Source organism: Apilactobacillus timberlakei (assembly GCF_002993965.1).
Classification (GTDB): domain Bacteria; phylum Bacillota; class Bacilli; order Lactobacillales; family Lactobacillaceae; genus Apilactobacillus; species Apilactobacillus timberlakei.
Genome location: NZ_POST01000003.1, coordinates 227938 through 248526, shown reverse-complemented (window position 1 = coordinate 248526; position 20589 = coordinate 227938). Strand labels below are relative to the sequence as shown.

21 protein-coding genes and 1 other annotated feature are annotated in these 20589 nt (G+C 31.5%); of the genes, 18 read left to right on the top strand and 3 right to left on the bottom strand.

Annotation, left to right across the window (positions count from 1 at the left end):
- Positions 1-39 precede the first annotated feature (39 nt).
- The 7 genes from rnpA (at position 40) to lepB (C7N71_RS05065) (ending at position 7124) form a co-directional block, all read left to right on the top strand.
- On the top strand, positions 40-390 hold the full coding sequence (rnpA, locus tag C7N71_RS05095) for a ribonuclease P protein component (protein WP_105988054.1): 351 nt from the start codon (positions 40-42) through the stop codon (positions 388-390).
- Entirely contained in the window at positions 391-1224 is an 834-nt protein-coding gene (gene yidC / locus C7N71_RS05090) for a membrane protein insertase YidC (protein WP_105988053.1), read from the top strand. It abuts the gene before it with no gap.
- 137 nt (positions 1225-1361) lie between these two features.
- Positions 1362-2096 carry an RNA-binding cell elongation regulator Jag/EloR gene (jag, locus tag C7N71_RS05085; protein ID WP_105988052.1) on the top strand — a complete coding sequence of 245 codons (735 nt, stop codon included), beginning with the start codon at positions 1362-1364 and terminating at the stop codon, positions 2094-2096.
- Between the two features lie 174 nt (positions 2097-2270).
- Positions 2271-3662: a tRNA uridine-5-carboxymethylaminomethyl(34) synthesis GTPase MnmE gene (gene mnmE / locus C7N71_RS05080; protein ID WP_105988051.1), complete on the top strand. Its 1392-nt coding sequence runs from the start codon at positions 2271-2273 to the stop codon at positions 3660-3662.
- 76 nt (positions 3663-3738) lie between these two features.
- Positions 3739-5676 (top strand): tRNA uridine-5-carboxymethylaminomethyl(34) synthesis enzyme MnmG, encoded by a 1938-nt coding sequence (mnmG, locus tag C7N71_RS05075; protein WP_404799020.1) that lies wholly within the window; start codon positions 3739-3741, stop codon positions 5674-5676.
- A gap of 104 nt (positions 5677-5780) precedes the next feature.
- Positions 5781-6398 (top strand): signal peptidase I, encoded by a 618-nt coding sequence (lepB, locus tag C7N71_RS05070; protein ID WP_105988049.1) that lies wholly within the window; start codon positions 5781-5783, stop codon positions 6396-6398.
- A gap of 108 nt (positions 6399-6506) precedes the next feature.
- Positions 6507-7124 (top strand): signal peptidase I, encoded by a 618-nt coding sequence (lepB, locus tag C7N71_RS05065; RefSeq protein WP_105988048.1) that lies wholly within the window; start codon positions 6507-6509, stop codon positions 7122-7124.
- A gap of 39 nt (positions 7125-7163) precedes the next feature.
- Here lepB (C7N71_RS05065) and C7N71_RS05060 read toward each other — a convergent pair whose 3' ends face one another.
- The gene (locus tag C7N71_RS05060) at positions 7164-7508 is read right to left on the bottom strand and encodes a hypothetical protein (protein ID WP_105988047.1); all 345 of its coding nucleotides are present in this window, start codon (positions 7506-7508) and stop codon (positions 7164-7166) included.
- 216 nt (positions 7509-7724) lie between these two features.
- Between C7N71_RS05060 and C7N71_RS05055 the strand changes: the two genes are divergently transcribed.
- The 5 genes from C7N71_RS05055 (at position 7725) to C7N71_RS05035 (ending at position 14591) form a co-directional block, all read left to right on the top strand.
- Positions 7725-9062, top strand: coding sequence for an aspartate aminotransferase family protein (locus C7N71_RS05055; RefSeq protein ID WP_105988046.1), 1338 nt, complete (start codon positions 7725-7727; stop codon positions 9060-9062).
- A gap of 62 nt (positions 9063-9124) precedes the next feature.
- A complete protein-coding gene (locus tag C7N71_RS05050; protein WP_105988045.1) occupies positions 9125-10435 on the top strand; it encodes a C1 family peptidase in 1311 nt (436 codons plus the stop codon).
- Between the two features lie 18 nt (positions 10436-10453).
- Entirely contained in the window at positions 10454-11776 is a 1323-nt protein-coding gene (locus tag C7N71_RS05045; RefSeq protein ID WP_105988044.1) for a C1 family peptidase, read from the top strand.
- Positions 11777-11855: 79 nt separating this feature from the next.
- Positions 11856-12077, top strand: a binding site (T-box leader).
- Positions 12078-12394: 317 nt separating this feature from the next.
- Positions 12395-13873: an ABC transporter substrate-binding protein/permease gene (locus tag C7N71_RS05040; RefSeq protein ID WP_105988043.1), complete on the top strand. Its 1479-nt coding sequence runs from the start codon at positions 12395-12397 to the stop codon at positions 13871-13873.
- Entirely contained in the window at positions 13857-14591 is a 735-nt protein-coding gene (locus tag C7N71_RS05035; RefSeq protein ID WP_105988042.1) for an amino acid ABC transporter ATP-binding protein, read from the top strand. Before C7N71_RS05040 ends, C7N71_RS05035 begins: the two co-directional genes overlap by 17 nt.
- A gap of 37 nt (positions 14592-14628) precedes the next feature.
- Here C7N71_RS05035 and C7N71_RS05030 read toward each other — a convergent pair whose 3' ends face one another.
- The gene (locus C7N71_RS05030) at positions 14629-15285 is read right to left on the bottom strand and encodes a hypothetical protein (protein ID WP_105988041.1); all 657 of its coding nucleotides are present in this window, start codon (positions 15283-15285) and stop codon (positions 14629-14631) included.
- A 177-nt stretch (positions 15286-15462) separates the two neighbouring features.
- Here C7N71_RS05030 and C7N71_RS05025 point away from each other — a divergent pair, with 177 nt between their 5' ends.
- On the top strand, positions 15463-15645 hold the full coding sequence (locus C7N71_RS05025) for a DUF6440 family protein (protein ID WP_105964301.1): 183 nt from the start codon (positions 15463-15465) through the stop codon (positions 15643-15645).
- A gap of 42 nt (positions 15646-15687) precedes the next feature.
- On the top strand, positions 15688-16035 hold the full coding sequence (locus C7N71_RS05020) for a DUF1516 family protein (protein ID WP_105988040.1): 348 nt from the start codon (positions 15688-15690) through the stop codon (positions 16033-16035).
- Between the two features lie 45 nt (positions 16036-16080).
- On the opposite strand, the gene C7N71_RS05015 is transcribed toward C7N71_RS05020, so the two are convergent.
- A complete protein-coding gene (locus tag C7N71_RS05015; RefSeq protein ID WP_105988039.1) occupies positions 16081-16470 on the bottom strand; it encodes a hypothetical protein in 390 nt (129 codons plus the stop codon).
- 552 nt (positions 16471-17022) lie between these two features.
- On the opposite strand from C7N71_RS05015, the gene C7N71_RS05010 reads away from it, so the two are divergent.
- The 4 genes from C7N71_RS05010 (at position 17023) to aroC (ending at position 20588) form a co-directional block, all read left to right on the top strand.
- The gene (locus tag C7N71_RS05010; RefSeq protein WP_105988038.1) at positions 17023-17580 is read left to right on the top strand and encodes a hypothetical protein; all 558 of its coding nucleotides are present in this window, start codon (positions 17023-17025) and stop codon (positions 17578-17580) included.
- A gap of 374 nt (positions 17581-17954) precedes the next feature.
- On the top strand, positions 17955-19187 hold the full coding sequence (locus C7N71_RS05005) for an MFS transporter (protein ID WP_105988037.1): 1233 nt from the start codon (positions 17955-17957) through the stop codon (positions 19185-19187).
- Positions 19162-19407, top strand: a complete 246-nt coding sequence (locus C7N71_RS05000; protein WP_157944360.1) for a chorismate mutase — start codon at positions 19162-19164, stop codon at positions 19405-19407. The genes C7N71_RS05005 and C7N71_RS05000 overlap by 26 nt, the downstream gene beginning before the upstream one ends.
- A gap of 11 nt (positions 19408-19418) precedes the next feature.
- Positions 19419-20588: a chorismate synthase gene (gene aroC, locus C7N71_RS04995; RefSeq protein ID WP_167387720.1), complete on the top strand. Its 1170-nt coding sequence runs from the start codon at positions 19419-19421 to the stop codon at positions 20586-20588.
- The last annotated feature ends 1 nt before the right edge of the window (position 20589 follow it).

Sequence of the window (20589 nt, the reverse complement as noted above, 5' to 3'; positions counted from 1 at the left end):
TTTTTCATTATATCGATAGAAAATTAACGGAGATGGATTATGCGCAAGTCATATCGTGTGAAAAAAGAAGCAGAGTTCCAAAAAGTTTTTGAAAAACATGATTCGGTAGCTAACCGCATGTTTGTTGTCTATCAAATGGACAAGCCTAATCAAAAACATTTTCGTGTCGGAATTTCTGTGGGTAAGAAAGTCGGTAATGCTGTACACAGAAACTGGGTAAAAAGAAGAGTTAGACAAACTTTGCTAGAGTTAAAGCCGGATTTAAAACAAGATGTTGATTTCTTAGTTATTGCTCGTCCACGTGTCGATGGTCTTTCAATGAAAGAAGTTAAGCAAAACTTAGTTCATGTTTTGAAGTTAGCAAAATTACTTGATGAGGGAGAAGAATAAATGAAAAAATTCAAAAAATATTTTTCATTAGCTTCCATATTAGGTCTAGTATTCTTTTTAAGTGCATGTAGTAATAAACCTATTACTTCCCACAGTACTGGATTATGGGATGGAGTAATTGTTCTAAACTTCTCTAGAGCAATTATTTGGTTGTCAAAATTCTTTGGTAATAATTATGGAATGGGAATTATCATTTTCACCATTATCGTAAGAATCATTATCCTACCTTTGATGGTTTATCAAACTAGGAGTATGAAGAAAACTCAAGAAATACAACCTGAGTTAAAGAAATTACAAAAGAAGTATTCTTCTAAGGATACTGAAACGATGCAAAAATTGCGTACTGAACAACAAAAATTATATTCAGAAGCCGGTGTTAATCCGGTTGCTGGCTGTTTACCTTTGATTGTTCAATTACCAATTTTATGGGCCTTATACCAAGGAATTTGGCGTACTGATATTTTAAAATCAGGTCATTTTCTATGGTTGCAATTAGGACATAAGGATCCATACTTTATTATGCCCATTTTAGCAGCCTTGTTTACTTTTATTAGTTCATGGTTAGCAACTAAGTCACAACCTGAACAAAATGGAATGACTAAGTCTATGACTTATGGGATGCCATTAATTATTTTCTTCATGGCATTAAATATTCCGGCTGCAATTTCAATTTATTGGGTAGTAACCAACTTGTTCCAAGCTGGACAAACTTTAGTACTACAAAATCCTTGGAAAATTCAAAGGGAACGTGAAGAAAAACAACTTGTTRAAAAACAACGTAAACATGCTGTTCAAAAAGCAATCAGAAAAGCAAAACGTTCACGCCGTAAATAAAGTAAATAAAAAAGACTAGCTTAAAGCTAGTCTTTTTTATTTACTTTAAAGTTATATATGTCTAATTTAGGTATTTTTATTATTAAAATTTATGATAATATAGACGAATATGATTAAAAATAAAGGGAGAAAGCTTAATGTCAACATTTACTGCGAAAACAGTCGATGAAGCAATTGAAAAAGGATTATCAGAATTAAACCTTAATAAAGATAATTCAAAAATTAATATTGTTCAAAATAGTCGCAAGGGATTCCTTGGAATCGGTAAAAGAGATGCTATTGTTGAGATTGATAAAATTGTTACCTCTCAACCTAAACAAAGTAATAATGATAAACAAATAAATAATAATTTAAAATCAGAAGCTCATTTGGATGAAGAAACCGAAGTAAAAACAAAATCGAGAAAAGATTCTAACGAAGAAGCAGTTGAAGATTTAGTTGCATATTTAGCACCAATTATTAAAGAACTAGGAATTGAAGCAAAATTAGATTATGAAGTTATTAATCGTAAATTTGCACGAATTAACTTTCAAACTGATCAAGAAGGAATTTTAATCGGTAAACATGGTTTAACGATTAATGCATTACAATCATTAGCACAAATTTACTTAAACCATTTAGGATTTAGTCGATTATTGATTCAATTAGATACCGCTGATTATCGTTATCGTCGGGTTGAAACTTTAAAAAAATTAGCTGAAAAAACCGCGCGTGAAGCAGTAGCAACTGGACAACCAGTTTATTTAGATCCGATGCCTTCATTTGAAAGAAAAGTTATCCACACACAATTAGAAAATAGCTCACATGTGGAAACTTATTCTTCAGGTCGTGATCCATATCGATCAGTAGTGGTGGAAGCAAAAATTATTTAGTTTAAAAAATTGACAAATTTAAATAAAATTCTTATTATTATATTTAATAAGAAAAAACGAAAACTTAGATGAAGTAGTCAAAGTGCTTTGTCCATGCTTATTTATTGTGGCGTGGAGTGGGCACTTTTTTTGTGCGCATAGCTACGTTTTATTGATATAGAAAGGAAGAATAACATGGCAACAACGACAGATTTTGATACAATTGCCGCAATTTCAACCCCACCTGGTGAAGGTGGAATTTCAATTATTAGAATTAGTGGTGAAGATGCTTTAAAAGTTATTTCCAAACTTTATCGTGGAAAAGACTTAAGTAAAGTGGCTTCTCACACTATTAATTATGGACACATTATGGATCCTGAAAATAAAGAAGACATTGATGAAGTAATGGTTTCTGTAATGCTAGCGCCTAAAACTTATACTTGTGAAGATGTAATTGAAATTAATTGTCACGGTGGAATTGTTGCTACAAACACAATTTTACAGTTAGTACTTAGCTATGGTGCTCGTATGGCTGAACCTGGTGAATTTACTAAGCGCGCCTTTTTAAATGGTCGAATTGATTTATCACAATCTGAGGCCGTTATGGACATAATTGATGCTAAGACTAATCGTTCAATGAAAGCTGCTGAAGGTCAATTAGATGGTAATTTATCACGTTTAATTAGAACTCTTAGACAACAAATTCTTGATGTTTTAGCTAATGTTGAAGTTAATATTGATTATCCAGAATATGATGATGCCGAAGTTGTTACTTCCAATTTATTGATGAAAAATGCTAAAGACATCAAAGAAAAGATTATTAAATTACTTAAAACTTCAAAACAAGGTCAAGTTTTACGTGACGGTTTAGCTACTTCTATTGTAGGTCGTCCCAATGTTGGTAAATCAAGTATTCTAAATCATTTACTACATCAAGATAAAGCGATTGTGACCGATGTGCCAGGAACAACTCGTGATGTTTTAGAAGAATATGTCAATGTACGTGGAGTACCTTTGAAATTAGTTGATACTGCTGGAATTAGAAAGACTGAAGATAAAGTTGAAAAAATTGGGGTCGACAGATCCAGAAAAGCAATTCAAAGTTCAGACTTAGTTCTACTAGTGCTTAATTCATCAGAAGTATTATCAGATGAAGATAAAAAATTAATTGAATTAACTGATGATTCTAAACGAATTGTTATTTTAAATAAAACCGATTTACCACAAAAAATTAATATTGATGAAATTAATCAATTAATTGGTGAAGAAAATGTGATTACAACTTCAGCCATTAAAGATGATGGAACCGAACCATTAGAAGAAATGATCGCTCATTTATTCTTTAATGAAGGAATTCAAAGCTCACAAGCTGATGTAATGGTTACCAATGCTCGTCATGTCAGTTTATTGCATAAGGCTAAAGAATCATTAAATAATGTCATTAGTGGCTTAGATGATGGAATGCCCGTTGATTTAGTTCAAATGGATATGCGTGATTGCTGGGAATCATTAGGTGAAATCACTGGTGATAGCTATAATGGTGAACTATTAGATCAACTATTTAGCCAATTCTGTTTAGGTAAATAAATATTGTTTCACGTGAAACAATGATTAAAAATAAAATGTTTTACATGAAACATTTATGTTTATGGAGGAAAAACGAATGAGTGAAATCGTAAGCGAAGAAAACATCCAATACGATGCCGGCGATTATGACGTAATCGTTGTCGGAGCTGGACATGCTGGTAGTGAAGCTGCTTTAGCTTCAGCCAGAATGGGAAACAAAACAATGCTAATTACTATTAACGTTGATATGGTTGCATTTATGCCATGTAATCCATCATTAGGTGGTCCCGCAAAAGGAACCGTTGTCCGTGAAATTGATGCCCTTGGTGGTGAAATGGGTCGCAACATTGATAAAACATACATTCAAATGAGAATGTTAAATACTGGTAAGGGTCCAGCTGTGCGTGCTTTACGTGCCCAAGCAGATAAACATGCTTACCATCGTGCGATGAAACAAACTATTGAAGAACAACCAAACTTAACCTTACGTCAAGGAATTGTTGATTCTTTAATCGTTGAAGATGGTGTATGTAAAGGAATCGTTACTTATACTGGTGCTAAATATAGTGCTAAATCAGTAGTTGTTTGTGCCGGAACTGCTGCGCGTGGTCGTATTATTATTGGTGAACTAAGATATTCATCTGGTCCTAATAATTCACAACCAGCTTTAAAATTATCAAAGAATTTAGAAGACTTAGGTTTTGATCTAAAACGTTTCAAAACTGGGACTCCACCTCGTGTTAATGGTCGTACTATTGATTTCAGTGAAACCGAAGAACAACCAGGTGACCCAGAAGTTAATCATTTTAGTTATGAAACACCTGATGAAGACTACATTCCAGTTAAAGACCAATTATCTTGCTGGCTAACTTATACTAATGAAACTACTCATCAAATTATTCGTGATAATCTAGACCGTGCTCCAATGTTTACTGGTGTCATTGAAGGAGTGGGTCCAAGATATTGCCCATCAATTGAAGACAAGATTGTGCGTTTCGCTGATAAGAATCGTCATCAAGTATTCTTAGAACCAGAAGGTCGCGATACTAATGAATACTATTGTGATAGTTTATCAACATCATTGCCTGAAGAAGTTCAACAAAAGATGTTGCATTCAGTTGAAGGTTTACACCATGCTGAAATGATGCGCCCTGGTTACGCAATTGAATATGATGTGGTAGCTCCTTACCAATTAAAACCAACCTTTGAAACTAAACTTGTTAAGAATCTATACACTGCCGGTCAAACCAATGGAACTTCTGGTTATGAAGAAGCTGCTGGACAAGGATTATATGCAGGCATTAATGCTGCTTTGCGTGCACAAGGAAAAGATCAATTTACTTTAAAACGTGATGAAGCTTATATCGGGGTATTAGCTGATGACTTGGTAACTAAAGGTACTAATGAACCTTACCGTCTATTAACTAGTCGTGCTGAATACCGTCTATTGTTAAGAAATGATAATGCTGACTTTCGTTTAACTGAAAAGGGTCATGATTTAGGCCTTATTTCTGATGAAAGATATAACAAATTCTTAGACAAGAAAAAGGCAGTTATGGACGAATTGGCTCGTTTAGCTAAGATTAGAATCAAACCTAGCGATGAAGTTAATGAATTTGTTGAAGAACATGGTGATAAACCATTGAAAGATGGTATCTTAGCATCAATCTTCCTACGTCGTCCATATGTAAATTATCAAACATTATTACAATTTATCGAACCAGCACCTAAACCATTAGGTCGTCGTGTAATTGAACAAGTTGAAATTAGAACTAAATATGCTGGATATATTAAGAAAGCTGAACAAAACGTTGCTCGTATGAAGAAAATGGAAGCTAAAAAGATTCCAGAAGATATTGATTATGAAGCCATTGATAGTTTAGCTACTGAAGCTCGTCAAAAACTTGAAAAGATCAGACCACAAACTGTGGCTCAAGCTTCAAGAATTTCTGGTGTTAATCCATCCGATGTTGCTATTTTAGGTGTTTATATTCAACAAGGACACATTGCAAAAATTAATTCAGAAGATAAATAATAAAAAAGAGCTAAGTAATTATTAATTACTTAGCTCTTTTTGTTAGTTATTATTAATTTTAAATAATGTTATAATTTTGTTAGTTTAAAATAGGAGAGCTAATTATGAACAATAGAATATTTAAAAATTCGTTAAATTTTTTTGTATATATAATTATTGGAGTTGTTTTGTACTTTATTATAAGCCACTTTATTACAACCGTAAAAGTTGAGGGAAACTCAATGTATCCCAATTTAGTAAACAAAGAACGAGTGATTTTATTTCCACAAGCAAAGGTTAAAAGAAATAGTGTAATCGTGTTTGATGCACATGGTGAAGACCCTAAGGCAGTAAATAATGATGATTATGTAAAACGAGTAATTGGTATGCCGGGTGATCATATTTCATTTAAAAACCATCAATTATATATTAATGGTGAAGATGTTAAACAAAATTATATTAGTAAATCCCAGCAACAACAAGGTTCTGAATATAGTAACGACAATGGACATTTAAAAGATTGGAATATTGCAACATTATCTGAAACTAAATGGGAATATAATAAAAATGCAACGGTTGTGCCTAAAGGTGAATATTTTGTAATGGGTGACAATCGAGCAATCTCTAATGATAGTCGTTATTGGGGATTTGTGAAACAAGATAAAATTTTAGGAGTTGCTCATACATTACCATGGTCCACCAATAAAACTGCTCGTCACAACATTAATGACTTAGCTGAATAATAATTAGAGTCATGTTTTAACTCATAACATGGCTTTTTTACATGGTTTTAATATTTAAAATTTTCAAATAGTGATACAATATGAATATAATTGTGAGGAGAATTAATTATGAGTAAGAGATTTTTTAAAGAAGCCTTAAGTATCTTAATATATATTGCAATTGGGGTACTTTTATTTTTGATTTTGAATCATTTCGTTACTAGAGCTAATGTTGATGGTGATTCAATGTATCCAAACTTGGAAAATAATGAAAGTATCCTTGTTTTTCGCCAAGCTCAAGTAAAAAGAAATAGTGTAATTATTTTTGATGCTCATGGTGAGGATCCTACAGCAACTCAAAAAATTAATTATGTAAAACGTGTAATTGGGATGCCAGGAGATAAAATTTCATTTAAGAATGAACAATTATATATCAATGATAAGCCTGTTAAGCAAAACTATATTAGTAAAGAGCAGCAACAACAAGGTTCTGAATATAATTACAATGGTGAAAATATTAAGAATTGGGATATTTCTAAATTGGCCAAAACTAAATGGACATATAATAAAACTGCAACAGTTGTGCCTAAGGGTGAATACTTTGTGATGGGTGATAACCGAGAAATCTCAAATGATAGTCGTTATTGGGGATTTGTTAAAAAAGATAAAATTTTAGGGGTTGCTCATACATTACCATGGTCAACTAATAAAACTGCTCGGCATAATATTAATGATTTAGCTGAATAGTAAAAAAGTTTCACTTGGCAATCCAAGTGAAACTTTTTTTTAATACATATTTGTAGAAAATCTGTATTTATTTAAATTTTTAATGTGTCTATGTCCTTTAATCTTTTTCATTTGATTAAATGGCACATAACCATCAACTTTTGGAATATAACAAAACATAATGCCGTTGAAATTTACGGAACGACCAATTTTTGTTTTTCCTAATCTTTTAAAATTATGGAAATGTATCATTCTATTTCCATGATTAGAAGCAATATATTTATAAACATTAGTATAGTCATTACGATTAGTATATTTACTATTTGCAGATACTTGATTATTAGTAAGAATCAAGCAAATTGATAGTACTGTAAACAGGGATAATGCAATTGCAAATCTCTTCATGATAATATTATTCCTCCAAAAAATATAAGCATAACTAATTACTAATTTACCAGTAATATAAAAAATATCAATATTATAACTATATTTTTAATCTTTTCTTAATTAAAATATCAATGTTAATAACAAATTGACAATATATGCTACAAATCATATAATTGGCTCTAAATAAAAATTAGAAAACAATTAGAAAATGATTAAGGTGGGGTGCATTGATTAATGAACAATAAAAAAATTTTGAACACAGAAGCTCAATCACTATCGAACGCATCAAGAATTAAATATTTTGATTTAGTAATCGAATCAGGCAAAGGATCGACACTAACAGATATTAATGGTAAAAAATACATAGATTTACTTGCTAGTGCTTCAGCTACCAATACTGGTCATTCACATCCACATGTGGTTGAAGCCATCACGCATCAAGCACAAAAAATCGTTCAATATACGCCAGCATATTTTGCCAATGAGCCGGCAGCAAAACTATCTAATCGTTTAACTCAATTAGCGCCTATGGATGGACCTGTTAAATTAGCATGGGGGAATTCAGGATCTGATGCGAATGATGCATTGATTAAATTTGCTCGCGGTTATACAGGTCGGCCCAATGTGGTTAGTTTTACGGGTGCTTATCATGGTTCCACATATGGTTCAATGAGTGCTTCTGCAGTTAGTTTAAATATGAGTCGCAAGATGGGACCTCTTATGGATGGTTTTTATAAAGTACCATTTCCTAGTCCTTGGTATCAACGTAGTTACGAAACTAAAGATCAATTTATTGAGCGAATGTTTGATGAGTTTAAATTGCCATTTGAAACTTACTTGCCAGCAGATGAGGTTGCGGTAATTTTGGTTGAACCCATTCAAGGTGATGGTGGAATTGCCAAAGCTCCTACTAAGTATTTAGAAAAAGTTTATCAATTTGCACATAAGCATGGTATTTTATTCGCCGTTGATGAAGTTAATCAGGGAATGGGCAGAACTGGTAAATGGTGGTCGATTCAAAATTTCCCAGGAATTAAACCTGACTTAATGTCTGTGGGGAAATCATTAGCATCGGGAATGCCATTAAGTGCAGTGATCGGGAAACAAAAAATTATGGATTCACTATCAGCACCGGCGAATGTTTATACAACTGCTGGAAATCCAGTTACGACAGCTGCTTCTTTGGCTACTTTGGATGTAATTGAAGATGAGCATTTATTACAACGAAGCTATGACTTAGGCTTAAAAGCAAAGGCATTTTTTGACAAAATGCAGCAAAAATATGATTTTGTTGGTGATGTTAGAATGTATGGATTAGATGGTGGTATTGATATCATCAATCCTGAAAATAAAAAGGCAGATTCTGATATCGCAACTAAAATTATTTACCGCATGTTTGAATTAGGGGTCGTAATGATTACGGTTAGAGGTAATATTTTAAGGTTTCAACCGCCATTAGTCATTACTAATGCAGAATTAAAGCAAGCCTTTGATGTTATTAAACAAGCAATGCAGGATGAAGCTAATGGTAAAATTGCATTTAATGCTAAAATTGGTTGGAGTGCAGATTAATTCCAAAAATCTCATCTTATGATAACCTAATAAATAAAGAAATTAATTGGAGGTTTCAATTTATGGTTGATTCAAAATTAACTAAGCAAGATTTTGATGCAATGCGTGAACAATACGCGAAATATCCACGTGCAAAAGTAATTCAAAGATCCATTATGCAAAATGGAATTAATAATACTGCAAAAGATAATACCGTTCCTGCAAAACTAAATCGTAGTTTTTCTGTTGAAGTTGATACGGGTAAAGTGTCAAATCAAAAACGTTCAGGTCGTTGTTGGTTGTTTGCTTTGTTAAATACATTAAGGCATGACTTTGCTAAACGTTATGACGTAAAAGATTTTGAATTATCACAAAGTTATCTATTCTTCTGGGATAAGATTGAACGTGCTAACATTTTCTTCGATAATATTATTGCGACTGCTGGCAAACCAGTTGATGATCGTGAAGTCCGTACTTATTTAGATGGACCAGGTAGTGATGGTGGCGAATGGGCAATGGCCGTTGCTTTAGTGCAAAAATACGGAGTAATGCCCACTTATGCTTTTCCTGAAAGCAAAGTTACTGATGATACATCTGATTTAAATGATGTATTAGATCTTACGATGCGTCGTGATGCTAAAATTTTGCGTGACATGGTTAATGGTGATGCATCTGATGATGAAATTAATGCTAAACGTGATGAATTACTTCGAGAAATCTTTAAAATTGCGGGATATGCTTGTGGTGTTCCACGTGAAACATTTGATTTAGAATACCGTGATGACAAGAAAAAGTATCATTTAGATAAGGATATTACACCTAAAGAATTCTTTGATAAATATTTTGAAATTGATCTTGATGATTACGTCGTGATTGAAAATGCTCCTAATAAGAAATTTAAGCAAAATTATATTAATCCGGCGTCTGATAATGTTGTAGGTGGTCGTCATGTTGGTTTCTTAAACATGCCAATGGATGTATTAAAGCAAACTGCGATTGCTCAATTAAAAGATGGTGAAACAGTTTGGTTTGCTAATACTGTTACTACTCAATCTGACCGCAAAAATGGTATTTTAGATGCTGATTTATATCACTACGATCAATTATTTGATATCGATATGGATATGACTAAGGGCCAAAAATATGAATATTTAGATAGCATTTCTAATCATGCAATGACTTTAACTGGAGTTGATTTAGTTGATGACAAACCTACTAAATGGAAAGTTGAAAACTCATGGGGCGAAAAAGTCGGTGAAAAAGGTTACTTTGTAATGGCCGATAATTGGATGGATGCCTACGTTGATGAAGTAATTGTAAACAAGAAATACTTAACGGATGGACAACGTCAATTACTAGACCAACAACCAATCGTATTAAAACCTTGGGAATAATGATAGGAGTGTATCTAAATGAATGATTCAAAATTAAGCATAGATTACTTAAATAATTTAAGAAAAGATTATGATAGTAATCCGGAAAATAAAATGTTAGAACGAGCAGTTACGCAAAACGGCATTAATAATGTTGCTCGTGATCCTGAAACTAAGATTAGAATGAATCCAGTATTCTCAGTGGAGGCGGATACTGGAAAAGTATCTAATCAAAAGCAATCTGGTCGTTGCTGGATGTTTGCCTTATTGAACACTTTGAAACATGAATTCGGTAAAAAATATGGGGTTAAAGATTTTGAGATGTCTCAAAATTATTTATTTTTCTGGGACAAAATTGAACGTGCTAATATTTTCTATGACAATATTATTGCGACTGCTGGTAAACCAGTTGATGATCGTACCGTTGAATTTTATTTAGCTGGACCTGGTACTGATGGAGGCCAATGGGCAATGGCAGTGTCACTAGTGCAAAAATATGGGGTAATGCCAAAAAGTGCCTTCCCAGAATCTTCAGTTTCTGAGAACACAGGTGATTTAAATACAGTTTTAAATTATAAATTACGTCAAGATGCCATGAAATTAAGAAATATGGTTAATGATGATGTTAACGATGAAGATATTAAAGCGGCTCGTAGCCAAATGCTATCAGAAGTTTACCGTATCACTGCTTATTCATTAGGTGTTCCACGTGAAACATTTGACTTTGAATACCGTGATGACAAGAAGAAATACCATATTGATCGTGATTTAACACCGAAATCATTCTTTGATAAATACTTTGCTGATATTGATTTAGATGATTATGTAGTTCTAAGTAATTCACCTGATAAAGATTATGAAAAAGTTTATAGTATGAGTGCTCAAGATAATGTTGTGGGCGGCCGTAACATTGAATTCTTAAACTTGCCAATGGAAGATTTAAAGAAGGCATCAATTGCACAATTGAAAGATGGTCAAGCAGTTTGGATTTCTAATGATATTGCTCAACAATCAGAAAGAAAAGCAGGTTATTTAGATTCTAATTTATATCGCTATGCTGACTTATTTAACATTGATTTATCAATGAGTAAAAAGGATCGTTTTGAATATCATGATGCTGAAGTTTCCCATGCAACGGCTTTAACTGGTGTCGATTTAGTTGATGATAAACCACGTCGCTGGAAGATGGAAAACTCTTGGGGAGCTAAAAATGGTTTTGATGGTTATTACACCATGGATGATAGTTGGATGAATGACTATGTATATGAAGTTGTTGTTAATAAGAAATATCTATCTGATAAACAAAAAGCACTGTTAAATCAAGCTCCAATTGAATTGAAACCTTGGGATTCATTGGAATAATTTATATTTTAATTTATTAAAAATAAATGAAAAAATACTTGCATTTCTTATAACATCGTTATATGATATTCAATAATTAAACAAGACGTTGAACAGGAATTCTAATTATAAGATATTTTACAGGAAGCTTAGGGTCGTGGAACTAAGTAATATCCTAATTGGATCGTACCTGAGAGTCATTTTTCGAAATGAGTAGAAAAAATCGTTAGCTGCGTTAATTGCTGAAGTTTTATACTTCGTAAGTTAGTATTTGTGAAAGTACTAAAAATTGAGGTGGTACCACGATTTATTCGTCCTCTTGGAATTTTACTCCAAGAGGACTTTTTTATTTAATTAAACATTTTAAAAACATCGACAGAAATTTTATTAGAATTATTATTTACAGCGAATTTAGCAATTGATGAGAGCTAAAGATAATATCTAATAAATCGTATCTGTAAGTTTAACTTTGAAATGAGTAAAAGTTACGTTCGCAACGTTACTGCAGAAGTTATTATAACTTCGTGAGTTAGTATTTGTGAGAATACTAAAAATTGAGGTGGCATCGCGAGCAATCGTCCTCTTGGATTAATTTCCAAGAGGACTTTTTTATTTTGTAGAAGAAGGGAGTAGTTTCACATGAAACATTTTAAGTTTATTGCAATTATGTTTATATTTTTCATCGGATTATTAGGAATGTTTAGCACTACTAATGCTAGTGCTGCTAACACTAGTGATCATTATTTAGCTAACATCAAAAAGAAAGGTACCTTGGTAATGGGGACTTCCCCTGATTATCCACCTTATGAATTTTTAGGTAATAAGGATGGTCAAAATGAAGTTGAAGGTGCCGATGTTCAATTAGGACAAAAAATCGCTAAAGACATGGGGGTTAAACTGCAAGTTAAATCAATGGGATTCGATTCATTACTAGTCGGATTGCAAACAAATAAAGTTGATATGGTAATCGCTGGTTTAAATAAAACTCCACAAAGAGCAAAAAGTGTTAGTTTTTCAAATAGCTATTATAAATCTGGTACTGGATTAATCATCAATAAAGACGATAAAAATAAAATAAAAGATTATCATGATTTGAAAGGTAAAGCAGTTGGCGCACAAGTTGGTTCTGTTCAATATGATTCAGTTAAAAAATTAGCTGGGGTTTCAACTAAAGGTATGGAAAACGCTAATGATTTAATCATGGCTTTAAAATCTAATAAAATTTCTGCAGTTGCGATGGATCAATCGGTTGCGCAAGCCTATGCTAATCATAATAGTGGAATTGTAACAATTCCATCAGGTCTTCATTCTGGTGACTCAGATAATAATATTGCCTTTTCAAAAGGGGCTAATTCATTAGTTCAATCAGCAAATAAAACAATCTCTAATGTACAAAAAGACAATCAATACACTAATAAGTTTATTCCAACGGCAATTAATGAAATGCCTAATAATAAAAATCAATCAACTGCTAATTCAATGTGGCAATATAAAGATTTCTTTATTTCAGGAATTGAAAATACTATTTTAATCTCAGTTATTTCAGTTATTTTTGGTATTATTCTTGGTGTTATTTTTGCACTAATGAGATTAAGTCATAATTGGTTATTACATGCAGTTGCGGTTTGCTACATTGAGTTCATTCGTGGGACCCCTCAATTAGTTCAAATTATGTTTGTATACTTTGGGTTAGGAGCTGTCGTTAATGTACCAGCATTAACAGCTGGAATTGTTGCAATTTCAATTAATTCTGGTGCTTATGTAGCTGAAATTATTAGAAGTGGAATTACCTCAATCTCAGTTGGTCAAAATGAAGCTGCACTTTCATTAGGACTATCAAGTAAACAATCAATGAGATACATTGTTTTACCTCAAGCTTTCAAAAATATTTGGCCAGCACTTGGTAATGAATTAGTTACTTTAATTAAAGATAGTTCATTGGCATCTACCATTGGGGTTGGTGAATTAATGTATCAAATGAGAGCAGTACAAGCTGACACTTATAAAGGAGTTGCACCAATCGCAATTATTATGGTGATCTACTTTATAATCACATTTGCTATCTCTAGAATGATGAAATACTTTGAAGGGAAGTTTAACCATGGAACCAATGATTAAGATTGAAAATTTAACTAAAAAATTTAAAAACAATGTTATTTTTGAAAATTTAACTGCTGAAGTTAACAAAGGTGATGTTATTTCATTGCTAGGGCCTTCAGGTGCTGGGAAAAGTACTTTCCTACGTTGCATTAATATGTTGGGAGAACCAACCAGTGGCAAAATTTTATTGAATGGCAAGGACTTAGTATCTAGTTCTGCTAAAGAATTAATTCAATTAAGAACTAAGATTGGGATGGTTTTCCAAGGCTTTAATTTATTTGAAAATAAAAGTGTTTTGGATAATATTACTTTAGCACCAATTAAGGTTAAAGGAATGACTAAAGCAGCTGCTGAAAATAAAGCTCATAAATTGCTTAAAACAGTTGGCCTAGATAGTAAAGCTAATGTATTTCCAGCTAGTCTATCTGGTGGTCAAGCACAACGTGTGGCTATTGTTAGAGCTTTAGCGATGGACCCTGAGGTTATTTTGTTCGATGAACCAACTTCTGCTCTAGATCCTGAAAAAGTAGGGGAAGTTTTGAATGTTATGAAAGAACTTGCCAATCAAGATATGACGATGATTATTGTTACCCATGAAATGGAATTTGCAAAGAATGTTTCTGATCAAATTTGGTTTATGGATGAAGGAAAGTTACAAGAAAAACAAACCCCAGATGATTTCTTCAATCATCCAGAAACAAAGCAAGCTAAAAGATTTTTAAGTAAAATGATATAGCAAAAAAGGACTAGATTTAATAATCTAGTCCTTTTTATTAATCATCCTCACCTTTTTTCTCATAATGATGCTTTAATATTTTGGTTACTAGTGACAGCAAATTTAAGAAAATTACAGCTAATAAGAACGTCATTGTGACAGAAATTAAGATGACAACATCATTTTCTCTGTATTTGTGGAAACTTAGTTGTGGGAAATATTTACGGTAACTCATGGTTGTAATTCCAAATATTATTGGGATGATAAATGTTGTTATAGTTTTAGAATAACTTAATCGATATAGAGTTTTGTTAACGATGTTGCTTAGCAAGAAAATAGCGATAGGTAAATTGGATGAAACTAAAAAGAAAAGTATAACCTTTCTATCCGTAAAGTTTTCATATGAAGCAAAGGATGCAATACTAAAAACAATGCCAAATAACACTAAACCAGTGGCAAAAATAAACCATAATCTTAAATAATTATCTAGTTCATTTTTTCTATCTTGTCGTTTTTTATGTGCTTTGATGTCTTCTTTGATATCTTTGTATCGTTCAAAGGTTAAGTAATCTTCAGCGACGTATAAAGTTTGGCTTTCGTTTAATTCTTTATTTTTATACATTTTAAATAAATAGTCCTGAAATTTTATTAAATCTAGATCCTTATTATCATCTACACTATATTTATTTAAGTGTTTACGAATATATGGCTGCACTAATTTTTTAGCTTTAAATTCATCGTAATTAATAGTTTGTACCTCCTTAAATAATAATATATCAAAATAATTGAAATTTACCAGTTTGATGCTTTTTTGATTATTTATGTTTTATTATGTACAATAGAATAGATTTATAATTATCTAGTTATTGATGAATTCAAGGAGGCAGTTTTATTGTCTAAAAGATTTAAATTAGTTGAAGAATCATTTACAGGAGTTTCCATTTATATCGACCAACGTACAGGTGTTGAATACGGCGGTTATGGAAGTACTTTAACCCCCTTACGTAATTCTGATGGTTCGTTGTTTGTTGATCAATCTGAAATTGATGATGATTATAAACACGAATCTAAATAGTTGATTTGTTTTTGTTTAATTTAACGGGAGTGTTTAATTTATATGTATTTGTGGATTCATTTAATTTTCGCAATACTTTTAATAGCTTTGATATCATTATCAATTTTTAAGAAAAAAGGTTTTATGCCTTACATGATGATTACCCGAGTAACTTATTTAGTTTTTATTGTTACTGGGACAATTTTATTTTTCAAAGCTTATGATCGTAATCCAGTTTTTGCAATTTTAAAAGTTTTAGCGGCAGTAATGTTTATTGCAATGCTAGAAATGAATTTTGCTGAAAAAACTAAAAATCGTCTTACTAAAGGGATGGTAATTAGTTTATATTGTGCATTAATTTTGTTATTTATTATTGGTTTTATCACCGCTGGTGGTCGCCCATTTGTTTAAAAATATGTAAAAATAAGAGCATCCAAATTTGGATGCTCTTTTAATTTATTCAAAATCTTGTAATGCTAATTCAGCATATGTTAGACGCGCAAAAGTGTCGTCTGTTGATAAACCAGCATGGTTAAACATGTTAGCGAATAAAACAAATTTAGGTGTTTCTCTGTATTCACCACATAGTTCAATTAGTCTTCTTAATTGATTGGTACGATTTTCTAAATCATCAATATGATTTAGTTCAAGATCATTTTTAGCAGCATCATAAATAATTTTATATGCTTCAGTGTTTGTTAACAAATCCAGTTTTTTGACTTGTTTCATGAAATTGTTAAATTGTTCATTTGATAGTTGTTCTCTAATAAAATCTAAGTCAACAATTTCATCACTATAATCTTGTGCCCATTCCATTAAAATAGGTCTTAGTTTTATGTCTGACATCTTTTTAAAATCCTCTCCTAAATCAAATAGCAACCATTAATTTATTATACAACATAATGATTCTTTTAGTTTTATTTTGAAGTGTCATAATATTAACTATTTATTCTTATAAATAGCATAAACAATATTATCTCACATTTATTGATTAAAATGCAAAAGTAATAATTCTATTAAAACAATTTGACAAAAACAAAAGGTAGTTTTATTATTACCAATAATATTTTTCAACTATATTTAATAGAAAACTAAGGAGGAGAAAATTATGAATAATTTATTAGGTAATATTAATAAAAATTTTGAAGATAACTTTGCATACTTTATTTAGTACTTGCATTCTATATTGGATGCAAGTACTTATCTACTTGTATCTAAGCGAAGTTATTATATTTAAATTCGGTTAGATATTCAAACATATAATCGAATTTAATTTAAGTTATATCTAATAAATTATTTTCGATTAGGTTTTATAGTAATCTAATCGATAAAAAGTATTCTTAGTTGTCGGTTGGATTATTTCCAACCGATTTTTTATTATATTGGAGGATTAATATTATGATTTTAAATACATTAGGACCCAAGTCAACCGATAGTTATGAAGCAGCAAAGTTTGTTAAAAATAAAATTTTTCCTAAAATAAATATTCAACTTCATGATAGTTTTGATGATATATATGAAAATTTGAGTGAACTAGAAGGAGAATGTATTTTGGTTCCAGTAGCATATCGAAGTTCCAGTAGTTCATCTAATTGGGTGGACAATAATTATAAATATTGGAATAAGCTGGATATAATTAACACTTTTGTTTTGTCTACGATGCCGATGTTATTAGTTAAAAATGATGATATTAAAATAAAAAATATGATATTGCATCCTTCAACTATTGCATATTTAAAAGATTTTGAGAATGAATTTGATATTAATATAAATGCTGAGTTTGATAGGAGCAAACCAATAGTGTTAGATAAATTTATAAATGAAAATTTTCGATATTCAATTGTTAGCGAAAATTTGTTAAATGAATATATTAACAATAAAATAATTAATTTTAATGTTGATATTATTCATAAATATCAACCGAAGATGATTTGGTGTATCTATAAAGTCCATTAATTTTAATTTGATGTTTGACAAATGTATATGCATGATTTATTGTTATAATAATTTATTAATGAAATTTTAATTAAAAATTTAGGAGGGTATAATTTATGATTAACTTGATGAACAATTATTATAGCAACTTCGCATACTTTATTTAGTACTTGCATTTCTTTGCTGAGATGCAAGTACTGATAGTGCTTGTATCTAAGCGGAGTTGTTAAATAACATTCGATTAGATACTTAAATCAATCTAGTCGAATGTTAATAATTGATATCATTCGATTAGATTACTTAATTTTAATCTAGTCGATTGCATAAATTATAGTCTATAAAGAATCGATTAGATTAAATTCTAATCGATTCTTTTTTTTAGGAGGATTTTCATTATGGAACTATCGAAATCAAATCAAAAAAATACTGTCAGTCATAAAACTAGACTATCGATGTCTTTATTCATTAACTACTTTATTCATGGCATGGTTTTAGTAATACTAACTCAAAATATGATATCACTAGCAAATAGTTGGAACACATCAATTGCAGTTGTATCATACGTAATTTCTGGAATTGGAATTGGTCGTTTAATGGCATACCCAGTTACAGGTATTTTATCGGATAAACTAAATCGTAAAATGTTTATCATTATTGGAATGCTTTGCTATTTCTTTTTCTTAGCATTGATGCCGATCGCTTCTAATCTAGTTTTGGCATATGGTTTAGCGATTTTAGCAGGGATTGGAAACTCAGCATTAGATGCAGGAACATACACAACTTTAGTTGAAATTAATAATGGTTCTGGTCGAGCTACTGTATTTATCAAAGCATTTATTTCAGCAGGGGACTTTTTACTACCTTTAGCAGTATTCTTCTTAAGCAGTCATAAAATTTGGTTTGGTTTTTCATTTATGATTCCGGCAACGATTATTTTTATTAATTTTATTAATATTTTAAATATTAAATTTCCAAAGATTAATAATAAAATCTTTCAAGCAGAAATAAAGCAATCTACATTAAGCAAACCTAGGAAAACAATTGCAACTATTTCTTTATTAGGTTATGGATACACATCCATGGCACTTATGCTTGTCTTTACTCAATGGATCACTTTATACGGCAAAGAAGTTTTAAGCTTTAGTAATATCACAGCACATTTCTTATTATCATTATACAGTTTAGGCTCAATTACTGGAGTGCTAGTAATATCCTTCATATTAAAACATAAGTCTTTGGAAAAACCGTTAGTAGTTATTCTTAATTTAATGACTTTAGCATCATTAGTTGGAATTAGTATGATTGATAATCCGGTCATAGTTGAAATCTTGTGTACATTATTTGGTTTCTCAGCTGCTGGTGGAGTTATGCAAACGGGCCTCACGATTTTTATGCAATTATTCCCTAAACATCGTGGTTTAGTCACTGGACTATTTTACTTTTTTGGCAGTATTGCTTCATTAACGATTCCTTTGATTACTGGATATCTTTCAATTCGCGGGATTGGATTAGCTTTTAATTTAAATATTTTAATTGCAAGTATTAGTACTATTTTAGTTATCATCTTAATGATTGCAGTCGGGGATGAAAGGAAGCATCAAAATGTTACTAGAACAAAAACGCAATAATATCAACCAAATTAATAATGAATTGATTGCATTATTAGAAAAACGATTTGATCTTTGTAAAGATATTGGCAAAATCAAAGCACAAAATAATCTGCCAATCTTTGATGAAAATCGTGAGCAAATAATTTTAAAACAAGTAGAAGAACAATCAACTAATTATCCAAAAGAAGTTAAAAATGTTTTTCAGACAATTATGCAACAAGCAAAGAATATTGAATAAAAGGAGTTTTAATTATGAATTTTATAACCGCAGGCGAATCCCATGGACCAGAATTAACTGGCATTTTAGAAGGTATTCCAGCAGGATTAAAATTAGATATTGATGCGATTAATGAGCAATTAGCTGCCCGTCAAGGCGGTTATGGTCGAGGCAATCGTCAATCAATTGAACATGATGTGGTGAAAATAACTGGTGGAGTTAGACATCAGATTACTTTAGGATCACCAATTGCTTTAACTATTTTTAATCGCGATCACAAACATTGGAACGAAATTATGGATCCAAATACTGAAGAAACACCACAAAATACATTAAGAAAAGTGACTCGTCCTCGCCCAGGACATGCAGATTTAGTTGGCGGGATGAAATACAATCATCGTGACTTTAGAAATGTATTGGAACGTTCATCTGCTAGAGAAACTGCTATGCGTGTCGCAATTGGGGCAATTTGTAAGCAATTATTATCCCAATTAGGAATTACTATTACTGGTTTTGTAAAACAAATTGGGCAAGTTAATGCTGATATTGATCAATTAATCCCCGCAACCAAAGTAGAATCCAAAATTAAACAAAATGATCTAAGAGTTTTAAACAATGATAAAGTCAAAACTATTCATAACTTAATTGATAAAACTAAAAGAGATGGTGATACTTTAGGCGGAATCATCAAGGTTGTTGCAGATAACGTTCCTGCTGGATTGGGTAGCTATGTTAACTGGAATACTAAATTTGATGCACGTTTAGCGGGTGCTGTCATGGGAGTTAATGCCATGAAAGGTGTTGAAATTGGTGAAGGTTTTAAAGCTGCTACTGAATTTGGCAGTCATGTTATGGATCCAATTGATTGGAATGAAGAACAAGGTTGGTTCAGAGATTCAGATAACCTAGGAGGCTTTGAAGGAGGAATGACTAATGGTATGCCATTAGTCATTCAAGCGGCAATGAAACCAATTCCTACTTTATACAAGCCGTTAAAAAGTGTGGATGTTAATACTAAGGATATTAGAAAAGCCAATATTGAACGTTCTGACGTTACGGCAATTGTTCCAGCATCTATTGTGATTGAAAGCGTAGTCGCAATTGAGATTGCAAAGATTATTACTGAAACCTTTGATGGTAGCAATATGAAACGTTTAACTAAGCAAATTAAGGATTACCGTGCAGAACTATTAAAATTCTAAG